Source organism: Nocardiopsis sp. KDC1DS13DA1 (genome assembly GCF_055632325.1).
Map to the genome: position 1 here is coordinate 122,019 of NZ_JBVMUY010000031.1, position 20,412 is coordinate 142,430.

At 74.2% G+C, this 20,412-nt stretch carries 16 protein-coding genes; 9 read left to right on the forward strand and 7 right to left on the reverse strand.

The window, feature by feature from the left end; translation table 11 throughout:
* Positions 1–127: 127 nt before the first annotated feature.
* A complete protein-coding gene (locus tag ACTVAJ_RS20855) occupies positions 128–1,402 on the reverse strand; it encodes a cation:proton antiporter (RefSeq protein ID WP_470389894.1) in 1,275 nt (424 codons plus the stop codon).
* A 106-nt stretch (positions 1,403–1,508) separates the two neighbouring features.
* Complete coding sequence (gene pdxR, locus ACTVAJ_RS20860; protein ID WP_470389933.1) at positions 1,509–2,897, reverse strand: MocR-like pyridoxine biosynthesis transcription factor PdxR; 1,389 nt, start codon at positions 2,895–2,897, stop codon at positions 1,509–1,511.
* A 67-nt stretch (positions 2,898–2,964) separates the two neighbouring features.
* Between pdxR and ACTVAJ_RS20865 the strand changes: the two genes are divergently transcribed.
* Complete coding sequence (locus ACTVAJ_RS20865) at positions 2,965–3,606, forward strand: pyridoxamine 5'-phosphate oxidase family protein (RefSeq protein ID WP_470389895.1); 642 nt, start codon at positions 2,965–2,967, stop codon at positions 3,604–3,606.
* Between the two features lie 406 nt (positions 3,607–4,012).
* Here the strand turns inward: ACTVAJ_RS20865 and ACTVAJ_RS20870 are convergent, their stop codons facing one another.
* The gene (locus tag ACTVAJ_RS20870; protein WP_470389896.1) at positions 4,013–4,840 is read right to left on the reverse strand and encodes a metallophosphoesterase family protein; all 828 of its coding nucleotides are present in this window, start codon (positions 4,838–4,840) and stop codon (positions 4,013–4,015) included.
* A 175-nt stretch (positions 4,841–5,015) separates the two neighbouring features.
* On the opposite strand from ACTVAJ_RS20870, the gene ACTVAJ_RS20875 reads away from it, so the two are divergent.
* Together ACTVAJ_RS20875 and ACTVAJ_RS20880 are read left to right on the forward strand one after the other, a co-directional pair.
* Positions 5,016–5,240 (forward strand): hypothetical protein, encoded by a 225-nt coding sequence (locus ACTVAJ_RS20875; RefSeq protein WP_470389897.1) that lies wholly within the window; start codon positions 5,016–5,018, stop codon positions 5,238–5,240.
* Positions 5,241–5,576: 336 nt separating this feature from the next.
* A complete protein-coding gene (locus ACTVAJ_RS20880) occupies positions 5,577–6,923 on the forward strand; it encodes a DUF5685 family protein (RefSeq protein ID WP_470389898.1) in 1,347 nt (448 codons plus the stop codon).
* A 76-nt stretch (positions 6,924–6,999) separates the two neighbouring features.
* Here ACTVAJ_RS20880 and ACTVAJ_RS20885 read toward each other — a convergent pair whose 3' ends face one another.
* Positions 7,000–7,737 carry an SDR family NAD(P)-dependent oxidoreductase gene (locus tag ACTVAJ_RS20885; protein ID WP_470389899.1) on the reverse strand — a complete coding sequence of 246 codons (738 nt, stop codon included), beginning with the start codon at positions 7,735–7,737 and terminating at the stop codon, positions 7,000–7,002.
* A 162-nt stretch (positions 7,738–7,899) separates the two neighbouring features.
* Between ACTVAJ_RS20885 and ACTVAJ_RS20890 the strand changes: the two genes are divergently transcribed.
* Positions 7,900–9,750 carry a hypothetical protein gene (locus ACTVAJ_RS20890; protein WP_470389900.1) on the forward strand — a complete coding sequence of 617 codons (1,851 nt, stop codon included), beginning with the start codon at positions 7,900–7,902 and terminating at the stop codon, positions 9,748–9,750.
* Here ACTVAJ_RS20890 and ACTVAJ_RS20895 read toward each other — a convergent pair.
* Positions 9,712–10,233 (reverse strand): DoxX family protein, encoded by a 522-nt coding sequence (locus ACTVAJ_RS20895; RefSeq protein ID WP_470389901.1) that lies wholly within the window; start codon positions 10,231–10,233, stop codon positions 9,712–9,714. The two genes, ACTVAJ_RS20890 and ACTVAJ_RS20895, sit on opposite strands and share 39 nt — an antisense overlap.
* Before the next feature lie 490 nt (positions 10,234–10,723).
* Here ACTVAJ_RS20895 and ACTVAJ_RS20900 point away from each other — a divergent pair, with 490 nt between their 5' ends.
* Both ACTVAJ_RS20900 and ACTVAJ_RS20905 read left to right on the forward strand, forming a co-directional pair.
* Positions 10,724–11,581 carry a hypothetical protein gene (locus tag ACTVAJ_RS20900; RefSeq protein WP_470389902.1) on the forward strand — a complete coding sequence of 286 codons (858 nt, stop codon included), beginning with the start codon at positions 10,724–10,726 and terminating at the stop codon, positions 11,579–11,581.
* Positions 11,582–11,901: 320 nt separating this feature from the next.
* A complete protein-coding gene (locus tag ACTVAJ_RS20905) occupies positions 11,902–12,357 on the forward strand; it encodes a GNAT family N-acetyltransferase (protein ID WP_470389934.1) in 456 nt (151 codons plus the stop codon).
* Between the two features lie 58 nt (positions 12,358–12,415).
* Here the strand turns inward: ACTVAJ_RS20905 and ACTVAJ_RS20910 are convergent, their stop codons facing one another.
* Positions 12,416–13,993, reverse strand: a complete 1,578-nt coding sequence (locus ACTVAJ_RS20910) for a hypothetical protein (RefSeq protein WP_470389903.1) — start codon at positions 13,991–13,993, stop codon at positions 12,416–12,418.
* Positions 13,994–14,629: 636 nt separating this feature from the next.
* Here ACTVAJ_RS20910 and ACTVAJ_RS20915 point away from each other — a divergent pair.
* Both ACTVAJ_RS20915 and ACTVAJ_RS20920 read left to right on the forward strand, forming a co-directional pair.
* Positions 14,630–15,802 (forward strand): FxsB family cyclophane-forming radical SAM/SPASM peptide maturase, encoded by a 1,173-nt coding sequence (locus ACTVAJ_RS20915; protein ID WP_470389935.1) that lies wholly within the window; start codon positions 14,630–14,632, stop codon positions 15,800–15,802.
* On the forward strand, positions 15,803–17,158 hold the full coding sequence (locus tag ACTVAJ_RS20920) for an aKG-HExxH-type peptide beta-hydroxylase (protein WP_470389904.1): 1,356 nt from the start codon (positions 15,803–15,805) through the stop codon (positions 17,156–17,158).
* Between the two features lie 51 nt (positions 17,159–17,209).
* Here ACTVAJ_RS20920 and fxsT read toward each other — a convergent pair whose 3' ends face one another.
* On the reverse strand, positions 17,210–19,729 hold the full coding sequence (fxsT, locus tag ACTVAJ_RS20925) for an FxSxx-COOH system tetratricopeptide repeat protein (protein WP_470389905.1): 2,520 nt from the start codon (positions 19,727–19,729) through the stop codon (positions 17,210–17,212).
* A gap of 254 nt (positions 19,730–19,983) precedes the next feature.
* Here fxsT and ACTVAJ_RS20930 point away from each other — a divergent pair, with 254 nt between their 5' ends.
* A complete protein-coding gene (locus tag ACTVAJ_RS20930; RefSeq protein ID WP_470389906.1) occupies positions 19,984–20,166 on the forward strand; it encodes an FxSxx-COOH cyclophane-containing RiPP peptide in 183 nt (60 codons plus the stop codon).
* Positions 20,167–20,412: the final 246 nt, after the last annotated feature.

Consider the following 20,412-nt stretch of genomic DNA (forward strand, 5'->3'; position numbering starts at 1 on the left):
TCCTGGGGGTCGAGGGGGTGCGGGGCACGGCACAGGGAGGACACCACATATAGCGCGACCCCGGTGGGAGGGGAACAGCTCCCGGCCAGACGGAACAGGGCGGTGGAGGAGCGCGCACGGCCGTCGGTCAGTCCGTCTCCTGTCCCCGGGGGGCGTGCCACCGGTGGTGGTGCACGGTGACGTCCCGGTGCTCGGGCGCCGTCGGTTCGTAGCGGCCCGCGCGGCGGCCGAAGGCCCGTGCCCACGGGGCGGCCGTGATCCCGTGCGCGTACACGCTGATCAGGACGGCCACCCCCGCGACCAGGAGGATCCGGTCCGCCTTGGCGATGTCGCCCTGTTCGATCACGAGCAGGGCGAACACGATCGAGGCGAGCCCGCGTGGCCCGAACCAGCCGAGGAAGAACACGGTCTCCGGGCGCAGTCGCGCGCCCAGGACGGCCACGGCCACGGACACGGGGCGCACCACCGCCAGGCTCAGGGCCGCGTACGCCAGGGCCCGGCCGTCGACGTCGCCGAGCCGGGGGCCGATGATCACCGCTCCGAACAGGGCGAACGTCATGAGGGTGAGCAGCTCTCCCTCCCGCTCGGCGAACTGGTGCACGAACGCCCGTTGCTGCCTGGCCAGCGCCCCGAAGACCAGGCCCGAGACGAACGCGGCCAGGAAACCGCTGCCCACCGTCACCTCGGCACCGGCGTAGGACAGTCCGGCCACACCGACCGAGAACAGGCGGCGGTGCGTGGCGTTGACCCATCCGGCGGCGTCGGCCCGGGTGATCGCCCACGCGCCGAGTCCCCCCGCCAGGACTCCGACCAGTGCCCCCACCCCGATCTGTCCGGCGGCGAAGCCGACCCACGACCACGCGGAACCGCCCACCTCCGTCGAGGCGGCCAGAGCGGAGAACACCATGACGGCGGGCAGGGCGATGCCGTCGTTGAGTCCGCTCTCCACGTTGAGGGTCTGGCGGATCCGGACGGGCAGGCGCCGGTCGGAGATCACCGCCTGGCCCAGGGCCGCGTCGGTCGGCGCGAGCACCGACGCCAGCAGCGCCGCGCCCGCCAGGCCGAGTCCGGGCAGCATTCCGTGGGCGGCCGCCGCGCCGAGGGCGATGCCGACGGGCATACCGATCCCGAGCAGGCGGAGGGGCAGGTGGTACTCGCGTCGCAGCACCCGGAGGTCGATGCGCACGGCGTCGGTGAACAGGACGAGCGTCAGGGTCGCCTCGGTGAGGACACGGACGGCGGTACCCGTGGTGCTGCCGCCCAGCAGGTCCAGCCCTCCGGCGCCGAGTACCAGACCACCGGTCGTGAACACCATCGCCGCCGTCAGCGACGTCCCCTGCGTACGGCCCGAGACCAGCGCGTACCCGAGCAGCAGCACGGCGAACGCGATCACGTCCGTCACCCGACCACCCCTTCCCCCGACGGCGTACCGACACCGATCGTGTCAGCACGGATCCGGTGAGGCGAGCATCCCACGCGCCCCGGCCGGTTCCAGACGCGCCGTCCCCTCAGACGTGGCGGTCGAGCACGTCGACGAGGACCTCGCAGGCGCGGCGCAGCTGCGACAGGGTGGCGGAGCCGTAACCGATGACGAGACCGTGCACGGTGGGCGCGCCGGGGCTCGTGTGGCCCGTGTCCACGACCAGGACGCCGCGTTCGGCCGCGGCGTCCACGACCCCGGCCACGGCGCGGGCGGGCAGCGGGAGCAGGACGTGCAGCCCCGCGGTGTCCCCGGTCAGCCTCGGCCCCAGGTACTCCACCAGCAGCCCGCGGCGGCGGGCGTACTCCCGGCGCATGCGGCGCAGGTGCCGGTCCAGGTCACCGCGCTCCAGCAACAGCGCGGTGGCCGCCTGGGCGGGACCGCTCGTGCGGTCGGTCAGGTCGGCGCGGTTCCCGGCCACCCGCTCCACCAGGCCGGGTTCGGCGACGAGCCACCCGATGCCCAGGTCGGGCGAGAGCGTCTTGGACAGGGTGCCCAGGAGGACCACCCTGCCGGGGTCCAGGCCGTACAGGGCGGGCAGGGGCGCGACGTCGTAGCGGAACTCGGCGTCGTAGTCGTCCTCGACGACCGTCGCCCCGGTGGTCCGCGCCCACGCCAGGAGCCGCTCGCGGCGCGGGATCGGCAGCCGCCCGCCCAACGGGTACTGGTGGGCGGGCGTGGTGTAGGCGACGGACAGGTCGGAGGGCAGGTCGTCGGTGAGGATCCCCTCGTGGTCGACCGGGCAGGGGACCACCTCGGCCCCGCGCGATCCCAGGACGCGGTGGGCCTTGGCGTAGCCGGGGCTCTCCACCCCCACACGTGTGCCGGGACCCAGGAGCGTCGCCGCGACCAGGTCGAGGCCGTTGCCGGTGCCCCGGGTGACCAGGACGTTCTCCGGTCCCACCCGGACCCCGCGCGCCCGGCGCAGGTGCTCGGCCAGCAGAGTGCGCAGACGGGGCAGTCCGCGCGGGTCGGGGTCGTCGTCCAGGGGCGCCTCGGCCGCGTGCCGCCAGGCCCGGCGCCAGGCGGCGCGGTCGATGTCGAACACCCACGGGGCGCCCGGCCGGAGGTCGACCAGCCCCCGCCGCCTGGCCTCGGGGCGCGACAGGCGCGGAGCCGAGGGCCGGACCGGGGGAGGGGCGACGGCGGGCAGGGGGCCGTGGTCGGTGACGAAGGTGCCGGAACCGTGCCGTCCCTCCAGCCAGCCCTCGGCGTAGAGCTGCTGGTAGGCCTCGGTCACCACGGTCCGGCTGACGCCCAGTTGGGTGGCCAGGGCACGGCTGGAGGGCAGGCGTTCGCCGGGCCGGAGGTAGCGCTGCGCCATGCCCCCGCGCAACGCGTCCGCCAACTGCGCGGTGAGCGGGGAGGCGCCGTCGCGGTCCAGGTCGATGGGCAGGTCGGTGAGGTGCCGGGCCACAGTGGTCTCCCGTTTCGGGTCAGAAGTGGACATGGTCTGGGTATCCACTTCTGCCTAGCGTAGGAGCATGCTCTCCACCACCGAACGGACCCGGCTCGGCCGGGCCAAGCACAAGGCCAGGACCGACCGCGCCGCACTGTACGACCTCCTGGACGCCGGACTGGTCTGCCACCTCGGAGTGGTCGCGGACGGGGCGCCCATGGTGGTCCCCACCGGGTACGGGCGCATCGGTGACACCCTCTACCTGCACGGATCCACCGGAGCGCGGTCGCTGCGCGTCCCGGGCGAGGTGTGCGTCACCGTGACCCTGCTCGACGGCGTCGTCCTGGCGCGCTCCGCGTTCCACCACTCGGTCAACCACCGCTCGGCCATGATCTACGGGACACCGCGCGTGGTCACCGACGAGGACGAGCGGACGGCGGGGCTGCGCGCGCTGACCGAACAGCTGGCGCCGGGCCGGTGGGACGCGGCGCGGCGGCCCAACGCCAGGGAGATGGCGGCCACGCGCGTGCTGGCGCTGTCGCTGGAGGAGGCGTCGGTCAAGGTGCGCACCGGCCCGCCCGCCGACGACGAGGAGGACCACGCGCTGCCGGTGTGGGCGGGCGTCCTGCCGGTACGGCAGGTCTTCGGCGAGCCCGAGCCCGACCCCGCGCTCGCGCCGGGTCTGGAGGTGCCGGACCACGTCGCGCACCGGCCCGACCCGGTCTGAGCGGGCCGACCGCCGTCGCGGCGCCGACGGGGCGCCGATAGGTTGGCCGGTGCCTGGCCGGTGGACCGGCAAGGAGCCTTCACGGCGACGCCGAGCGCGCGTCTCACCCTCCTGGTGCTCCACACCGGGCGCGTGGCGGAGTGCCGCGACGTCCATTCCGCCCTGGGGCTGCGCCTGGAGCGCGAACAGCACGGACGGGGCCCGGAGCACCACGCCGCCGTGCGCGACGACGGCGCCGTGTCCGAGATCTACCCCGCCCGCGACCGGCCCGCCGGTACCGTCCGGCTGGGTGTGGGCGTCGAGGGCGCCTCGGCCCGTCCTCCGCTCGCGCCCGGACGCCATGTACTCACCGACCCCGACGGCCGCACGGTCGAGGTCCGGGCGGTTCGACCCGCAGCCCGGGCGGTCAGCGGCGGAGCGGCAGCACCCGGCGCGGGCCCTCCGGGGGTGCGGGCCGGGGCCCCCACTCGCGGGGGTAGCCCAGGGACACCTCGATGTGCGGCACGCCGTCCACCACGATGGTGCGGGGGATGTGCAGGTGTCCGTAGACGACGGCACGCGCCCGGTAGCGCACGTGCCAGTCGGCGGTCTCCTCCGTGCCGCACCACTGGGCGAACTCGGGATAGCGCAGGACACGCGTGGGTTCGCGGACCAGCGGCCAGTGGTTGACGAGCACCGTGGGCACGTCCGGCGGCAGGGCGTCCAGGCGCCTGCGGGTGTGGTCGAGCCTGGCGCGGCACCACGCGTCACGGCCGGGGTAGGGGTCCGGGTGCAGCAGGTGCTCGTCCGTGCACACCACCCCGGCTGCGTGGGCGACCGCCAGGGCCTCCGCCTTGGTGCGCGCGCCCTCGGGACGGAAGGTGTGGTCGTACAGGAGGAACAGGGGGGCGACCACGACCGGACCGTCGGGGCCCTCCCACACCGGGTAGGGGTCCTCCGGGGTGTGCACGCCCAGGTCGCGCAGGGCACGCACGAGGTACTCGTAGCGGGCCAGGCCCCGCAGCCGGACGGGATCGGTGGGCACCGTCCACAGGTCGTGGTTTCCGGGGACCCACACCACCGTGGAGAACCGCTTGGCCAGCAGTTCCATGGCCCACAGGAGGTCGTCGACGGTCTCGGCGACGTCACCGGCCACCAGGAGCCAGTCGTCGTCGGACTCCGGGCGCAGGGCCTCGGTGAAGGCGCGGTTCTCCCCGTGCCGGACGTGGAGGTCGCTGATGGCGACCAGGCTCATACTGAGGTCCCTCCCGTGTGCGCGGACGGCGACCACCCTACGCAGTGCTCGCGGGGCGGGGACGGGACGGGGACACGATTGTGTGTAGCTCGGGCGTGCCTCCCCAAAGATCATGACCTCGTGTCATTGTCTGATCTCCGACAGTTATGACGAGTCGGCTTTCGGAGGAGAAGGCATGTCCGTACGGAGAACACTGTGGACCGTCGCGATCGCGGTCGTGGTCGGACTGGTCCCGGGGGCGGCGTACGCCCAGACCCCGGATGAGCCGGTCGAGGTCCGGTGCGGGTCGACGGATTCGTTCTGGGGTCTGCTGATCTGCGCCGCCACCTGTTCGGAGGCCCTGGACAAGGACACCGTGACGCTGCAGGAGTGCAAGCGGATCGACGGCCAGATCCGGTAGCGGCCGGTCCCGACGGGCGGCGGCGCGTGGACCGCACCGTCGTCCGCCGTGCACCGGGCCGGGGTGCCCGCGCCCCGCTCCACGGCATCCCGCGGCGCCTGTGATCCCCCCGCCTCCGTGAGCCGCCCGCGGGGCCCGCCGCGGCGGTCGTGCCGCATCCGGCCGTGGCCGTCCGGGAGGACCACGGCGCGATCCGGCGGCCGCCGCCCGATCGATACCGGAAAGTTGGGGCCGGTCGGGAACCTGGCGACGGGTGCGGGGGGTCGAACCTCCCCGCACGTACCAGACCGCCGGGGCACGCCGTGGCCGCGGCAGCACGAGATGAGGTAGCGGCCGGTGTTCGGAATCCTGCGCCCCTGTCGGCACACCCTGTCCGACGGACTCGCCGAGGAGTGGATGTCCCACATGTGCGGGCTGTGCCTGGCCCTGCGGGACGATCACGGGCAGACCTCCCGGATCGCCACGAACTACGACGGGCTGGTGGTGTCGGTCCTGGCCGCGGCCCAGTCCGAGGAGTGCGCGAGCACCCGCGCGGCCGGTCCCTGCCCCCTGCGCGGGATGCGCGGCGCCGAGGTCGCCGACGGCTCCGGCGCGCACCTGGCGGCGTCGGTGTCGTTGATGCTGGCCTCGGCCAAGATCACCGACCACATCGAGGACGGGGACGGCCCCTACGCCCGGCGCGGCGTGCGGGCGTTCGCGGGGCGGGTGGCCGAGCGCTGGCGGCGTGCGGCCCAGGCGTCGGGTGACCGGCTCGGCTTCGACGGCGCCGGGCTGATGGCGGTGGTCGACCGGCAGCGCGAGGTGGAGCTCACGGCCGGGCGCGGAACCGACATCCTGACGGTCACCCGGCCCACGGAGGAGGCCACCGGCGCGGCGTTCGCCCACACCGCGGCTCTGGCGGGGCGTCGGGCCAACGCCGGGCCGCTGCGTGAGGCGGGACGTCTGTTCGGCCGGGTCGCGCACCTGTTGGACGCGGTCGAGGACCGTGAGGAGGACGCGGCCAAGGACGCCTGGAACCCGCTCACGGCCACCGGGACCGGGCCCGCCCGGGCCCGGGAACTGTGCGACGACGCCGTCCTGGGCGTCCGGCTGGCCCTGGACGAGGCGGAGTTCACCGACGACCGCCTGGTCCGGGCGCTCCTGGTCCGTGAGCTGCACCGCGCCGTGGACCGGACCTTCACCCGCGCCGGGTACCCCGGGCAGGGACATCCCGGCCACGGCTACCCGCCGCACCGGCACCCCCACCGCGGCGACCCGCCGTACCAGCAGCACCCCCACCGCGGCGACCCGAACCAGTGGCGCGGCTCCGACCGCGGTGACGGCGGCGGCGACCACGCCTTCGCCGGGGGACACGGGGACCACGACCGGCCCGGGAACGGCGTGGGCTTCGGTGGAGGTGGTGCCGGCGGTGGCGGTCACCACGGTTCCGGCGGATCCTCCGACAAGTCGGACAGGAGCGGGTGCTGCGGATCCTGCTCGTGCGACACCCCCGCCTGGTCGCACCCGCCCCGCAGACGCGGCGTCCTGTCGGGGTGCGCGGTCGCGCTGTTCATGTGCTGCACCTGTCAGCTCTGCTGCCGGGACCCCCACCCCGGGCCGTGGTCGGGCAAGCCGCGCGATGCCTGGGCCAACTTCTGTGAATGCTGTGCCTGCTGTAACTGCTGCGCCTGCTGTAACTGTTGACGCTGTGACCGACGGCCCCCGGATGTGGCCGGAACCGGCCACGCGGACATACCCGCGCCACCGGTCCGGACCCACCTCACCGCAGGTGGGAGGCCCCGTTGACGTCCAGGACCGCGCCCGAGCTCCACACGGCTCCGGGGGAGGCCAGGTAGCGCACGGCGTCGGCGACCTCCCGGGGCTCGGCCACGCGGCCGAACGGACTGTCGGCCCGGACCTGGTCGGTGAGGCGGTCGGCCACGCGTTCGGTCTCGACGAAGCCCGGCGCCACCGAGGCGACGCTGATGCCGTGCGGGGCCAGCGCGACCGCAAGCGACTGGCCCAGGGAGTGCAGGGCGGCCTTGCTCGCTCCGTAGGCGGGGTGGTCGGGTTCGCCGCGGTAGGCGCCCCGGGATCCGACGTTGACGATGTGTCCGCGCGTGCCTTGGTCGATCATGTGCCGTGCGACGAGGTAGCTGACGTCGGCCGCGCCGAAGACGTTCACGTCCATGACCGAACGCCAGGCCCGGCGCCACGCGTCGAAGGAGGTCGACGCGACCGGGTGCGCCGGATTGAGCGCGGCGTTGTTCACCAGGACGCCGATCCCTCCGGTGCGCCCGACCGCCTGCTCCACCAGGGACGCGGCCCCGTCCGGCGCGGCGAGGTCGGCCTGGACGAGGACGTGCCCCTCTCCGGGCAGCCGCTCCAGTGTGGTCTGTGCCTCGCTCCGGCGGCTCGCGCAGTGCACGACCACACGGTCCCCCTGCTCCGCGAAGGCCAGGGCGACCGCCCTGCCGATACCCCGGGAGGCCCCGGTGACCAGGACGTTCCTCCTCACACGGCCTCCTTGGCGGTGATCGTCGAACCGGGCCGCGGTCGCATTCGGTGACATGACATGCCGGACACCCTAGCCGTCCGGGATCCGGCGCCCGGGCACACCCGCTCGCCGGGTCCGCCCGTTCGGCCCCCGCCGGGGACGGGGGGTACTAGCGTTGCGTGCATGGATCGTCTCACTGCGCTCAGGGAGCACCTCGGATCGCTGCCGGTCGACCGGCTCGCCGACATCCTCGGTGAGCTGGTGGAGGGAGTGGAGGAGGACGCCCGGCGGGATCCGCTGCCGTACGCGTCGAGCGCGGTGGCCCGCACCGGGGTGTTCGACGCGTTGACGGCCGCGCAGTGCGACCTGCTCGTCGCGGCCGCGGACGTCGCCGCCAGGACGCGGGCCGCCTCCCTGCGCCACGGCAGGAGACCGCGCCGCACCGACGGGCTCACCGCCCCGCCGCTGCACCGCGCCGAACTCCTCGCCCGGATCGGCACCTGGCACGGAACCGGGCGGCGCGCCGCCGAGGCGGCGCTCGGCGAACTGCAGGGGCGCGCCCTCGTCTGGCCCGCGGGGGACGACCACTACCATCTCGCGCTGGGCCTGGTGGAGGCGTTCGGCGTCCACCGTTGGGGGCCGCGGGTCCTCTCCGCCTTCACCGAGGTCCTGGCCGCCACGGAACTGCACCGGGTCGCCCTGGCGCTCGGCGCCGACCCCACACGGGAGCCCGCCGCGGTGCGCAGGGCGATCGTCGCGCGCCTGACCGACCCCGACCGGGTGCGCGTGCTCCTCGACACCGCCCCGGAGGGGGCCCTCACCCTGTTACGTCAACTCGCGGCCAGGGGACGGGTCCTGGCCACGGACTGCTTCGAGGAGGACGGAAGGTCGCGCTACCGGATCCGCCCGGAGGGCTCGGGCGATCCGGACACCGACTGGCTGGCCGAACGCGGCCTCCTGGTGCCGGTCGGTCCCGCCAGGGTCATGCCGCCGCGCGAGGTGGCCGCGACCGTCCGGGAGAGCGGCCCCCTTCCCTTCACCCCCACACCGCCCGAGCCCGTGGGCCTGCCCACCGACGCGACCGCCGTGCGGGACCAGGCGCGGGCGGCGGTCGCGACGGCACTGGGCGCGGTCGACCGGCTGGTCGCGGAGGTCGCGGCCCGCCCCCTGGTCCTGCACCGGGTGGTCGGGATCGGTGCCGGGGACCACACCCGGCTCGCCCGGGCGCTGGGCGAGGGTGACGCCCAGGTCCGGCTGTGGCTGGAGACGGCCCACGAGGCCGGGCTGCTCGTGCGCGACGGGCGCCGGATCACCGCGGCCGACTGGTCCCCGGCCTGGAGGAACGCCGACCCGGCCGGACGGGTCGCTCCGCTCCTGGAGGCGTGGCTGCGGCTGCCCGGGGTGCCGACCTGGAACCCCGACGAGTCGGAGGCGGGGATCCCCGGAACGCAGACCCTGCCGGGCGCGGCCGCGCTGCGCTGCGCCCTCGTCCTGGCGCTGGGCGCCCTCCCCGAGGGGCTGGGGAGCGGGGTCACGTCCGGTCCGCTGCTGGCCGCAGGGGTCGTCGAGGACCAGGACCGGAGCCTGCCCCCGGGACTGTTCTGGCTGGTCCGGTCGGCACTGTGGTACCGGCCGGCCGCCGGGGACTCCGGTGCCGTGGTCGAGGCGTTCGTCCACTCACTGCACGAGGCGGAGCTGTTGGGCGTGGCCGCGCAGGGCGCGCTCAGCCCTCTGGGCAGGGCGCTCGCCGGGTGTGTGCGCGGGGGCGGCGGGCGCTTCGGGGACGGCAGGCTGGAGGAGGAGGCGGCCCTGCTCATGGCGGACACGGACGTCCCGGCGTCGTGGGGTGGTCCCGACACGGGGGCGCCCGCCGCCGACACCGGCCCCGGGTCGGGCACCGGCCGGCCCGACGCACGGCCGGGCGCCGACGCGGCCGCCTCCACCGGACACCACCGGCCGGCGGTGGAGCTCCCGGCGCGGGCCCGGCGCCGCAGGCTACTGGACTGGGCGCGCGCTCTGGCCACCGACACCTGACCGGTCGGCCCCGGAGCCCGGCCGCCGGGCGTGGTCGCGGCTGCGAAGGTGAGCGACCACGACGGTGACGGTCGCGGCCAGGAACAGCGCCTGCATCGCGGTGCGCGGGAGGAGCTCCTGGTGCAGCGGCACGTCGGCGCCGGACAGGGCCAGGTGGACGTTGGCGGGAAACATCGCCAGGAGCAGGGCGGTGAGGCCGGCGGCCGACCAGGGGGCGGTCCGGGACCACAGCAGCGCCGCGGCTCCGAGCAGTTCCAGGACGCCGGTGACGGTGACCAGCAGGCCCGGGGCGGGCAGCGCGGGCGGGACCATCGCGATGAGCTCCTCGCGCATTCCGACGAAGTGGACCGTGCCGGTGAGCGCGAACATCGCCGCCAGACCGCCGCGCAGGGCGACCGGCCACGGGCGCAGCCGACGTACGCCGAGCGCTCCGGCGGCCCCGAGGGCCAGGGTGACGCCGACAAGGGTGATGAGGGGTTCCACAGTGACTCCTTCTTGAACTTTCCGGTGGAAAGATTCTCTCGCGGCGAGGGAACTTGCCAATGGAAAGATACCCCCGTGCGGGGGTAACTTGTCAATGGAAAGTTCTGGTCGGGATCCCTGCGGCCCCAACGGGGGCGCGTGGGCGGTCGTCAGGAGCGTGCCTCGGGGGGCGGGGCAGTCGGAGGTCGGGCAGAACGGGCCCCGTGCCTGGGATGCCTGGTACCGGGGCCGGTCACCCCGCCCGTGGAGGAAGCGCCCGGGCGGGTGGGGCGGCGGGCCGCGGCGGGCACGGCGCGGTCGCGGACGCGGATGACGGGTGCGGGGCCGGCGGGGGTGGTCGTCCAGGGAGCCGTGTCCCCTCCTGGTCGCGGGTGTGGCGCGTTGCGCAGATCTCCGGTCGCGGTCCTGCGGACCATCCCGTTCGGGGTCCCTCCGCACTGATAAAAATGGTCGATACATCTCATTTCTCCCATAACGCAAGGCATCCCCCATGTCACGACACCCATCCGCGGTCCTGTGCGCCCTCCTCGCCGCCGCGTTCAGCCTCACCGCCTGCGCCCCGGCCGAGACCCTCCTGGAGGACCTCGCCGACGACGCGCTCGAACAGAACGGGATCGTCGTCCTCGACGAGGTCGACCGCGACGACCCCTTCGGCGGTACCGACGCCGAGGACTACGCCGAGGGCTTCGGCGTCCCCGAGGACGTCGGCGCCGTCGGCCCCTACCCGCAGGCGCGCGTCCGCGAGGCCTACGAGACCGCCCAGGACGTCATGGCGGCGCTCTACCTCGACCAGGACGCGGTCTTCGACGGGGACAACAGCGCGTTCACGTCCCTGCTCACCGGCCAGGCACTGGACTGGTACCTGGACAACCACGGACACGAGGACCCGGAGTTGGACACCCGGAGCATCCCCTTCAACCTCACCCCCGGTACGGCCGAACCGATCGGCGACGTGGTCAAGGTGGACGGCCGGATGTGGGCCGAGGAGGCGCGTGACCCGAACGGGCTGGACTACCTGGCGGTCCGCACCGAGTACACGATCGTCCACCCCGTCGCCCGGCCCGGGGAACCGGTGTCGGTCCGCCTGGTCACCTCGCACCTCGGCGAACTGTCCTTCTACGACCTCGGGGACGGCACGTGGGAGGCCTGGCCGAACTGGACGCGCTTCGTCGGACCGGCGCACTGTCTCCCGGACCAGCCCACCTGGACCCCCGCCTACCCCGACGAGAGGTACGCCCCCGAGGGCGAGCGGCCCAAGGGCAGGCCCGAGGACGCCTACGACCTGGACAACGCCCGTGACAGGGTGCAGGACGAGGACTGGGAGTGCGGGTCCATCGAGGGGACCTGACCCCCGTGGTACCCGGCGGGGCCTCCCGCCCCCACACGTGACCCGCGAACCCCCGACCCGCGCCCCCAGGAGCCGCCGGGGGCGGATGACCGCTGCCCCGCGTCCCACGGCAACCCCGCCACGGCCATCGTGGACGCACCGACATCCCGCACCGGGGGTGGGGCACTCCGCGACCGCAGGCGCCCCGGTTCGGGTGGTTCCCGCGTGTCGAAGCGCTCGACGCGGTCCGTACGGCGATTCTTTCCGCTGTAGGACGGGGATTCCTTGCTAAGACAGGTTGAATGATGTCCATGATCGTGCGTCGAGTACTGCCCGAAGAGATGACCGCCGTCAGCGACCTGCGCGTGACCGCCTACCTCGCCGACGGCCTGTTGGAGTCCAGTCCCGAGTACGCCGGGACGCTCCGGTTGCTGGGCGCGGACGGAGCCGGGGAGGTCCTGGTGGCCGTGGACGGGGAGAGGCTCCTGGGGACGATCATGTACGAGCCGTGGTCGCCCGACAGCGAGGTCGCCCGGAGCGCCGACGAGGCCGAGATCCGGGCGTTCGCCGTGGCCCCCCAGGCGCGGGGGCTCGGCGTGGGCCGCGCCCTGGTCAACGCGCTCGTGGAACGGGCCCGCGAGGAGGGTGTGGTCCGGATCGTGCTGTCCACCCTGCCGCAGATGCGCGCGGCCCAGTTCGTCTACCGCGCCCGCGGTTTCACGCGGGTGCCCGAACGCGACTGGACACCTCTGCCCGGGGTCGACCTCCAGGTCTACGAACTGGAGCTCAAGGACTGAGCCCCGCGGACCGGGGCCGCCCCGGTCCGCGGGGCTCCCCGGGGAGCCCCGCGGACACTCAGCAGCCGACCGGCCGCACCCGGCGGGCGGCCTCGGCCAGCGGCTCGCCCAGGGCGCCGTCGGCGAGGCGGTCGAGCACGGTCCCGGCGGCCGGATGCCCCGTCAGCCACATCGTGCGCGTGAGCTGTTCGGCGCACTCGGCGTACCGTTCCCGGTCCCGGTCCGGCAGCGGTCGACCGGACTCGACCAGGATCGCGTAGCTGTCCAGGACGGCCCACACCACCTGGTGCGACGTGGGCGGTTCGGTGTGCGTACCGCGCAGGCGCCGCGCCCAACCGCCGAGGACGGGGTGGTGGACGTACATGCTCAGCACGGGTGTGAGGTCGGCGCGCAGGTCGGCCAGTGCGGCGGCGACCAGGTTCCTGCGGTGCCAGGCGCGCGGTTCGGCGGAGGCCTCCAACAGCTCCCGGGCCGCGGTGCGGGCGTCGCGTGCGGCCGTCCACCGCCGCATGAGGTCCTCGGTGTCCACCGGACGCCCCCGCTCCAGGAGCGTGAGGACGTGCTCGGCCTCCATGTGTTCCAACGGGGGAGCGAGCCGGACGTCGGCGCCCGAGTGGCGCAGCTGCCGCACGGCGAAGTGGTCGCCCAGCGGGGTGACGCGGAAGCCGTCGTCGCCGAGCCGTTCGACCGCGCCCAGACCGGCCAGTGTGTCCAGGACCGAGCGGACGTGCTCGGCGGGCCCGGCCGGACACCGGCCGAGTGCGATCCCCGGCCCGTACGCCTCGACCAGGCGGTCCGGGGTCAGGGCGCGTCCGCGGACGAACAGGTCGGTGAGCACGAGGAAGGCGGTCAGTCCGCGCGGTCCGGTCATCGACAGCAGGGCGTCCGCCCAGGCGTCGGCCGCCGCGCCCGGATCGCCCCGCGCCCAGGCGCGGGCCGCGCGCCCGGGCAGGACCCGGGCGTAGGTCGCACGCAGGAGCCCCGCCTCCCTGGCCGTGCGCAGGATCCGGTGCACCTCGTCCGGGGCGACCCCGAGGGCGTCGGCGGCGGCGTCGGTGTCCTGGCGGGTCAGCGCGTCGTAGGGCAGGGCGGGGTCCAGGGGCCGGCCTTCGCCCACCCACGCGGTGAGCCGTGCGGCCTCGGCCAGGGGAGGGCACGACCTCGCCGCGGCTCCCAGGTCCCGCGGTGCCGCGGGGACGATCGGCGGGAGCGGGTCCGGGGAGCCGTCCTCGCCGACCCCCAGGCGGTCCAGGAGCGGCAGGACGACCTCGTCGTCGCGGTGTCCGGCGGCCACCGGGGCCGCGGGTGGCCCGCCCGGTGCCAGGTCGACCGCCGCGATGGTCGCGCGCAGCCTGCGCGGACCCTCGCAGGAGAGCAGTCCGCCGCGCTCGACGAGGTGGTCGCACCAGGTCAGCCAGGTGTCCCGGAGCGCGTCCGGCACGCGGTCCCAGTCCCGGACGGTGCGGGCGATGTCGTGGACGTCGGCGATGGTCCAGTCCCCGGGGTCGGGTGCCCCGGCGTCCCGGTGGGCCATGAGGAGGAAGAGGAGCGCGTCGGCGTCCACGGTGACCGGTGGATCGAGCCCCCGGGCCCAGTCCAGACACGCGTCGACGGCGGAAAGGATGCGTTCGGTCATATCGTCATCACCGAGGGTGGATCGCTGGGATGGGATCAGGCTAACCCCGTCGACCGCCCGCGCGCGGGAGAACACCGAAAATCGGGACCTTGGTCAGTGCCTGGCCTCGGTCGCGGCCCGAGCGCCGGGGCGGTTCCCGCCGCCGGCCGGCCGTGTCCTCCCCGCGTCCCGCGGTGTCCGTGCCGGGGCCTTTTCCCGGTCGCGGCGGGTGCCCGGTGAAAGGCGATGGTAAAGGCGTGTGCCGACGCACCGCATTTGTGGTGTGAACCATGCCGAATCCGGTGCTACCGCAAGAAAAGGGGTGTTAATCATTTTTGTGGTGACCGAAACCGGCCAATGCCCCGCGGTGCGGCGTGCGGTGGCCGTGGCCGGGGAAGGAAACCAGGGGTGGAACCGCCCGTCGCGCCGGGGTCCGCGTCCGTTCCGGGGGCGGATCGTGCGGGTGGGGCCGCCCGGAGGGGTCGGGTGAGGTTTGCTCACTCTCCGAGAGAGTACATATCACAACAAACACGATATTCGCGGGTATTTCGCGTGTGCTCTCGCCCCCAGGAGGACACCAGCGTGGCACGGAGCGCCGACAACAGAGGAACACGGATCCGTGAACGCACGCGGACCGACGGAGAATGGCCCCAGACCCTGGACGTCGAGGACCTGCTCGCCCGGGGATGGCGCCCCACCCCCTTCCGTGAGTTCGTCCTCAAGGTGCACAGCAGGTGCAACCTCGCCTGCGACTACTGCTACATGTACGAGATGGCCGACCAGGGGTGGCGGGACCAGCCCCGCCGCATGGCCAGACCCGTCGTCGAGCGGGTCGCCGAGCGGATCGCCGAGCACGCCCGCGCCCACGGCCGCGGCCGGGTCGACGTCATCCTGCACGGCGGCGAACCGCTCCTCGTCGGACTCGACCACCTGCGCCACACCGCCCAGGTCCTGCGCAAGGCCACCGAACCCGACGTCCACGTCGACCTGCGCCTCCAGACCAACGGCGTCCTCCTGGACACCCACTTCCTCGACCTGTTCGACGAGCTCGGCATACGCGTCGGCGTCAGCGTCGACGGAGCGGAGGAGGACCACGACCGGCACCGCCGCCGCGCCAACGGACGCGGCACCCACGCCGAGGTCCGCGCCGGACTGGAACTGCTCGGCTCCCCGCGCCACCGCCACCTGATGAGCGGACTCCTGGCCACCGTCGACCTGGAGTCCGACCCCGTGACCACCTACGAGGCGCTCCTGGAGTTCGCCCCGCCCACCGTCGACCTGCTCCTCCCGCACGGCAACTGGGACGCCCCGCCGCCCGGCTGGAGGCCGGACGGCACCGCCTACGGCTCCTGGCTCGTCACCGTCTTCGACCGCTGGTACCACGCACCCGAACGCGAGACCAACATCCGCCTGTTCAACGAGGTCATCCGCCTGGTCCTGGGCCGGCCCTCGCGCACCGAGAGCGTCGGCCTGTCCCCCGCGGCGCTCGTGGTCGTGGAGACCGACGGTTCCGTCGAACAGGTCGACAGCCTCAGGTCCGCCTACGACGGCGCCGCCGCCACGCCCCTGCACACCCTCACCCACACCTTCGACGAGGCCCTGTACCTGCCGTCCGTCGCCGCGCGCCAGATCGGCGCCCGCGCCCTGGCCCCCGCCTGCGCGGCCTGCCCCCTCGCCCGCGTGTGCGGCGGCGGCCTGTACCCGCACCGGTACCGGAGCGGGTCCGGTTTCCGCAACCCCTCGGTGTACTGCCAGGACCTGTACCGGCTCATCTCGCACGTCCGGGCGACCGTGGCCGCGGACGTCGCACGCCTACGGGAAGGACGCTGAATGCTCCCCGAAGGACCGCTCCCGGAGGCGGTGTTCGACGCGCTCGCCCGGGGGGCGGGAGGCCACGCGGCCACCGGCCCCCTGCGCCGGGCCCAGTACGCCAAACACCTGCTCCTGGTCCGCCGGGTCCTGGACGCCGCCCTCGCCCGCCGGCACCCCGACGCGGCACGGGCCCGGGCGGCCTACGACCTCCTCGCCGCCGCGCAGGAGGCCGACCCGGCCGCGGCGGCCGCGGTCCTGCGCCACCCGTCGGTCGGGGTGTGGGCGCGGCGCACCGCCCTGGCGCTGGACGGCCGCCGCGACGAGGAGCCCAGGGTCGGCGCGCTGGCGTCGCTCGCGGCCGCGGCCGCCCTGCGGACCGGACTGGACGCCCGGCTGGAGGTGCCCCTGTTCGGGCCGACCGCGCCGCTGCCCGCCCTCGGCCGCGCCCTGCTCGGCCGGGGCGGGGGCGACACGGCCGTCGTCGAGACGGCGGGCGGCCGCGCGCTGCTCTCGCGCGGGCACACACGGGTGGCGGTCCCCGACGACCCGCACCAGGACGCCCCCGGGTGGCACGCCCTGCGCCGGATGCCGGCCGAACACGCGGGGCGACGCCTCGACCTGCTCCTGGACGACCAGGACCCCGACCGGCTCCCCGGCGCGGCCCTGGCCGCCCGCCGACTGACGGGGCGCGAGGCCGGGGAGTGGCGCGCGAGCCTGCGCGAGGCGTGGGAACTGCTGGTCACCCACCACTGGACCATCGCCGAGGAGGCCGCCGACACCGTCGTCGCCCTCACCCCCATGACCGCGCCCGGCGGGGCGCACACGAGCGCGACCGCCCGGCACGCCTTCGGTGCCCTGGGCCTGTCCCGACCACCCGACCCGGTGCTGTTCGCGCTGGCCTTCGCGCACGAGGTGCAGCACGCCAAACTCATGGCCCTGCTCGACCTGGTCCCGCTCACCCTCCCGGACGACGGCAGCACCTACTACGCGCCCTGGCGACCGGACCCCAGGCCCGTGTCCGGGCTCCTCCAGGGGGTCTACGCCCACCTGGGGGTGGCCGGGTTCTGGCGCCGCCACCGGTTGGTGGCCCGGGGCGAGGAGGCCCGGCGCGCCCACGCCGACTTCGCGCACTGGCGCTCGGCCGCCCATGAGGCCGCGCGCACGGTGGCCGGGTCGGGGCGGCTCACCCCCGACGGAGCGCGCTTCCTGGCGGCGACCGAACGGACGCTCTCCTCCTGGTTGGAGGAGGAGGTGCCCCACGGGAGCGCCGAGGCGGCCGACGCGGCCGTACGGCGCCACCGGGACCGGTGGCGCGCCCGCAACGCAGTCCCCGGGAGAGCGGGACGCACCGCCGCCACCGTCCGACCGTGCTGACCGGAGCGGAGAGGGGCGGCCGTCCGCGCCGCCCCGCCTCCGGATCCCGTCTCACAGCAGCGGCGGGTCGAAGTCGGTGATCATCCTGCCGCCCTGCCGCGCGGCCACCGTGAGGTGGTGCTCCCTGCCCAGCGTCCGCACGAGCGCCGTGTGCGTGGTCTCCGCCAGGGTGTCGGCCTCCTCCGCCACGCCCTCCTCCCGCAGGTCGAGCGCCAGGTTGGCCGCGCACGACAGCGTGTTGTGGTGGTCGTCGCCCAGCAGCGCGCGCAGCCGGCGCAGGGTGCCCCGGCCCAGCCGCACGGCGTTCTTGGTCTCGCCCAGCGCCGCCAGGTCGCTGGCCAGGTTGATCGCCACCCCCAACGAGTAGTGGTGGTCGCGGCCCAGTTTGCCGTCCAGGGCGGCCAGCGCCGACTCGTTCATCGAGCGCGACCTCGAAGCGTCGCCCAGCAGCCGGAACAGCAGCGCGACGTTGCTCGTGCATCCGTGGTTGTAGGGGTGCTCGGGGCCGTACGCCCGCACGTACCGCACATCGGTGTCCTCGCCCAGCTCCAGCGCCCCGGTGAGCTCGCCGGTCATCCGCCAGATGTGGGTCAGGCACATCGCCGCGGCCAGGGTCTCGGGGTGGTCGATCCCGTACAGGCGCAGGTAGCGCGAGTGCACGTCCAGCGCCAGTTCGAGCGCCTCCTCGAACTCACCGGACATGCGGCGGGCGATCGCCAGGTCCATCTGGGTGCGCAGCGTCCTGGGATGCTCGACCCCCAGCTGCTCGCGCCCGTAGGACAGCGCGTCCTCGCCCAGGTCGCAGGCCTCGGTGAAGTCCCCGGCCAGGCGCACCGACAGGGCCAGTCCGTGCCAGAACGACAGCAGAACCGGTGACCCGGGGGCGGCGCTGCGCCGCTTGTAGAGCATGTACGCGCGCTCGTGCCGCGCCTGGGCACCGGGGAAGTCACTGGTCAGCGCGTAGTCGATGCCCAGGTTGTGCAGTGCGCGCAGGGTCGCCGACTCGTTGGGGCCCAGGGTCTCCTCGTGCAGCCGCAGCGTCTCCTCGTCGTGCTCCCGGGCCTGCCAGAAGTCCCCGCGCGCCCGGTAGTCGGCCCCCAGCCCCGACAGCACGTTGAGGGTCTCGCCGTGGGTGCGCCCCAGGGTCCGGCGCACCTTCGGCAGGATGGCGCGGTTGAGGTCGTGGGCCTCCTGGTAGCGGCCCAGGTCGCGCAGCCGGTTGGCGTACAGGCGCTGGGCCTCCAGGACGTGCGGGTCCTCGTCCCCGGAGTCGGCCACCCACTGGTCGATGAACACGCGGGCGTAGCGGCTGGCGGTCTCGTAGTTGCCGACCACGAACAGGAAGCTGAGCATGCTCAGCGCGAACCTGCGCACCTCGGGCCGGGTGCTCTCGGCGACCCGGGCGGGGCCCACGTGCGGCAGCAGCTCCTGGTAGCGGGCCTGCGCGGCGGGGTCGGTCCGGCTCTCCGGGGCGGACGCGCTGAGCAGGGACCACACCTCGGCGCGGATCGAGTCCCGCATCGCCGGGTCGAGCTCCTCCCGCAGCAGGGCCTGGATGAGCCGGTGGACCTGGATGGTGCGGTTGGCGTTGTCCAACCGTACGAGCGCGTACCGCCCCAGCTGGCCGATCGCCCGGCTCAGCCGGATGGGGTCGGCCATCAGCTCCGCCAGCTCGGGCCGGATCTCCCCGCCCTCCACCGGGAAGAACAGGTCGCGGGGTATGGGGTCGGGCCCGAAGAACGCGCAGCAGCGCAGCAGTTCCATGGCCTCGGGCAGGTTCTCCTGGAGTTTGGCCACCGACAGCTGCCAGGCGGCGGTCATCGGCTCCGGATACTCCGGGGGCTTGCCCTCGCGCAGGAGGGGGCCGGTGCGCTCGGAGAGCAGCCGCATGTACTCGCGCGCCGACATCCCCGTCTCGGACTGGAGGGCTCCGGCCTGCTCCAGGGCCAGGGGGAGGTGGCCCAGCGCGTCCGACAGCTCGACCGCGTCCTCGATGCTGATCCCCCGGGGGATGCGCCGTTTGAGGAACTCCACGCTCTCGTGCGAGGGGAAGACGTTGACCGACACGGTCCGGGCCACCGCCTCCCAGCGGTGGTTGCGGGTGGTGACCAGTACGTGGCCGGGCCCCTGCGGGATGACGTCGGTGAGGTCCTCGGGCTCGTCGGCGTTGTCGAAGATCAGCAGCCACCGCGCGTACGGCTCCCCCCTGCGCAGCGCGTCCAGGACCCCGTTGGCCGCGTCCTCCACACCGGTCAGGCCGGGACCGGGCAGGTCCAGGTGCGGGGCCAGGTGGGCCAGCGCCGAGCGGACGAGCCCGGGCTGGTCGGCCATGATCCACCAGACCAGGTCGTACTCCTCCCGGTAGCGGTGGGCGTACTCCACCGCCATCAGGGTCTTTCCGACGCCGCCGTAGCCCTGGAGGGTGTGCGGTACGACCGCCGTCACCCGGCCGCGCAGCCCCTCGTACAGGTCCTGGAGCTGCTCGGCGCGGCCGGTGAAGTTCTTGTTCTGCGGCGGGACCCTTCCCCAGACCCTGGGGAAGCGCGGGGAGTGGTGCGTGGAAGCGCTCACGCGATGTCCTCCGGTTTCACATCGTCCCCACCAGGCATTCTGGACTGGTTTCGGAAGATTCCTGGCGTCGAGTCGGGGATTTCGGTCGTCGGGTGCGGGGAAGTGCGAATACGCACTCAGAGTAGGCGAAGATGTTAGGGAAGGACAGGCCGGTGGTAGAAACTCCATGGACAACCGAAGAAAGAAAAAGGAGGACGGCCGTCGCGCCGACGCGACCTTTCTCTCCTTTCTCGCTGGTCGGAAGGACATTGTCGATGCCACACGAGTACGTCCCCGGCTCGGCCGCCCCGGTGGATGCGGACGGTCTCACCCTGCGTGACCTCGACGGGTACGGGGAGAGCGCGATCGTGTGGGCGCTGCGGTCGGTCCTGGAACCGGGGCCGGGTGCCTCCGAGGCGATCGCCGCGTTCACGAGCGACCCGGACGAGGACGGCTAGGCCCTGTTCGTCCTGCTCTCCCGCTTCGTTTGGGCCCGGGGCCGGGCGCCCGGACGGGGACGCCTCACCCTCGGCGGCCTCCGCCGCCCGTTCCCCGCCACACGGCCCGCCTCGCCCGCCCGCCACCCGCGGCGCGGTACCCGCGTGAAGCGCACCGGAGGCGGCCCAACCGCGCTCGCCGTGGACCTTCGCCCCGTTTCACCCCCTGCCCCGGCAGACCCTTCCCGACCATTCCCCACACCCGTC

Coding starts and splice junctions, on each gene's coding strand:
- ACTVAJ_RS20865 (WP_470389895.1), top strand. CDS start 2,965: ATGCTCTCCACCACCGAACGGACCCGGCTCGGCCGGGCCAAGCACAAG.
- ACTVAJ_RS20870 (WP_470389896.1), bottom strand. CDS start 4,840: ATGAGCCTGGTCGCCATCAGCGACCTCCACGTCCGGCACGGGGAGAAC.
- ACTVAJ_RS20875 (WP_470389897.1), top strand. CDS start 5,016: ATGTCCGTACGGAGAACACTGTGGACCGTCGCGATCGCGGTCGTGGTC.
- ACTVAJ_RS20890 (WP_470389900.1), top strand. CDS start 7,900: ATGGATCGTCTCACTGCGCTCAGGGAGCACCTCGGATCGCTGCCGGTC.
- ACTVAJ_RS20900 (WP_470389902.1), top strand. CDS start 10,724: ATGTCACGACACCCATCCGCGGTCCTGTGCGCCCTCCTCGCCGCCGCG.
- ACTVAJ_RS20905 (WP_470389934.1), top strand. CDS start 11,902: ATGACCGCCGTCAGCGACCTGCGCGTGACCGCCTACCTCGCCGACGGC.
- ACTVAJ_RS20910 (WP_470389903.1), bottom strand. CDS start 13,993: ATGACCGAACGCATCCTTTCCGCCGTCGACGCGTGTCTGGACTGGGCC.
- ACTVAJ_RS20920 (WP_470389904.1), top strand. CDS start 15,803: ATGCTCCCCGAAGGACCGCTCCCGGAGGCGGTGTTCGACGCGCTCGCC.
- ACTVAJ_RS20930 (WP_470389906.1), top strand. CDS start 19,984: ATGCCACACGAGTACGTCCCCGGCTCGGCCGCCCCGGTGGATGCGGAC.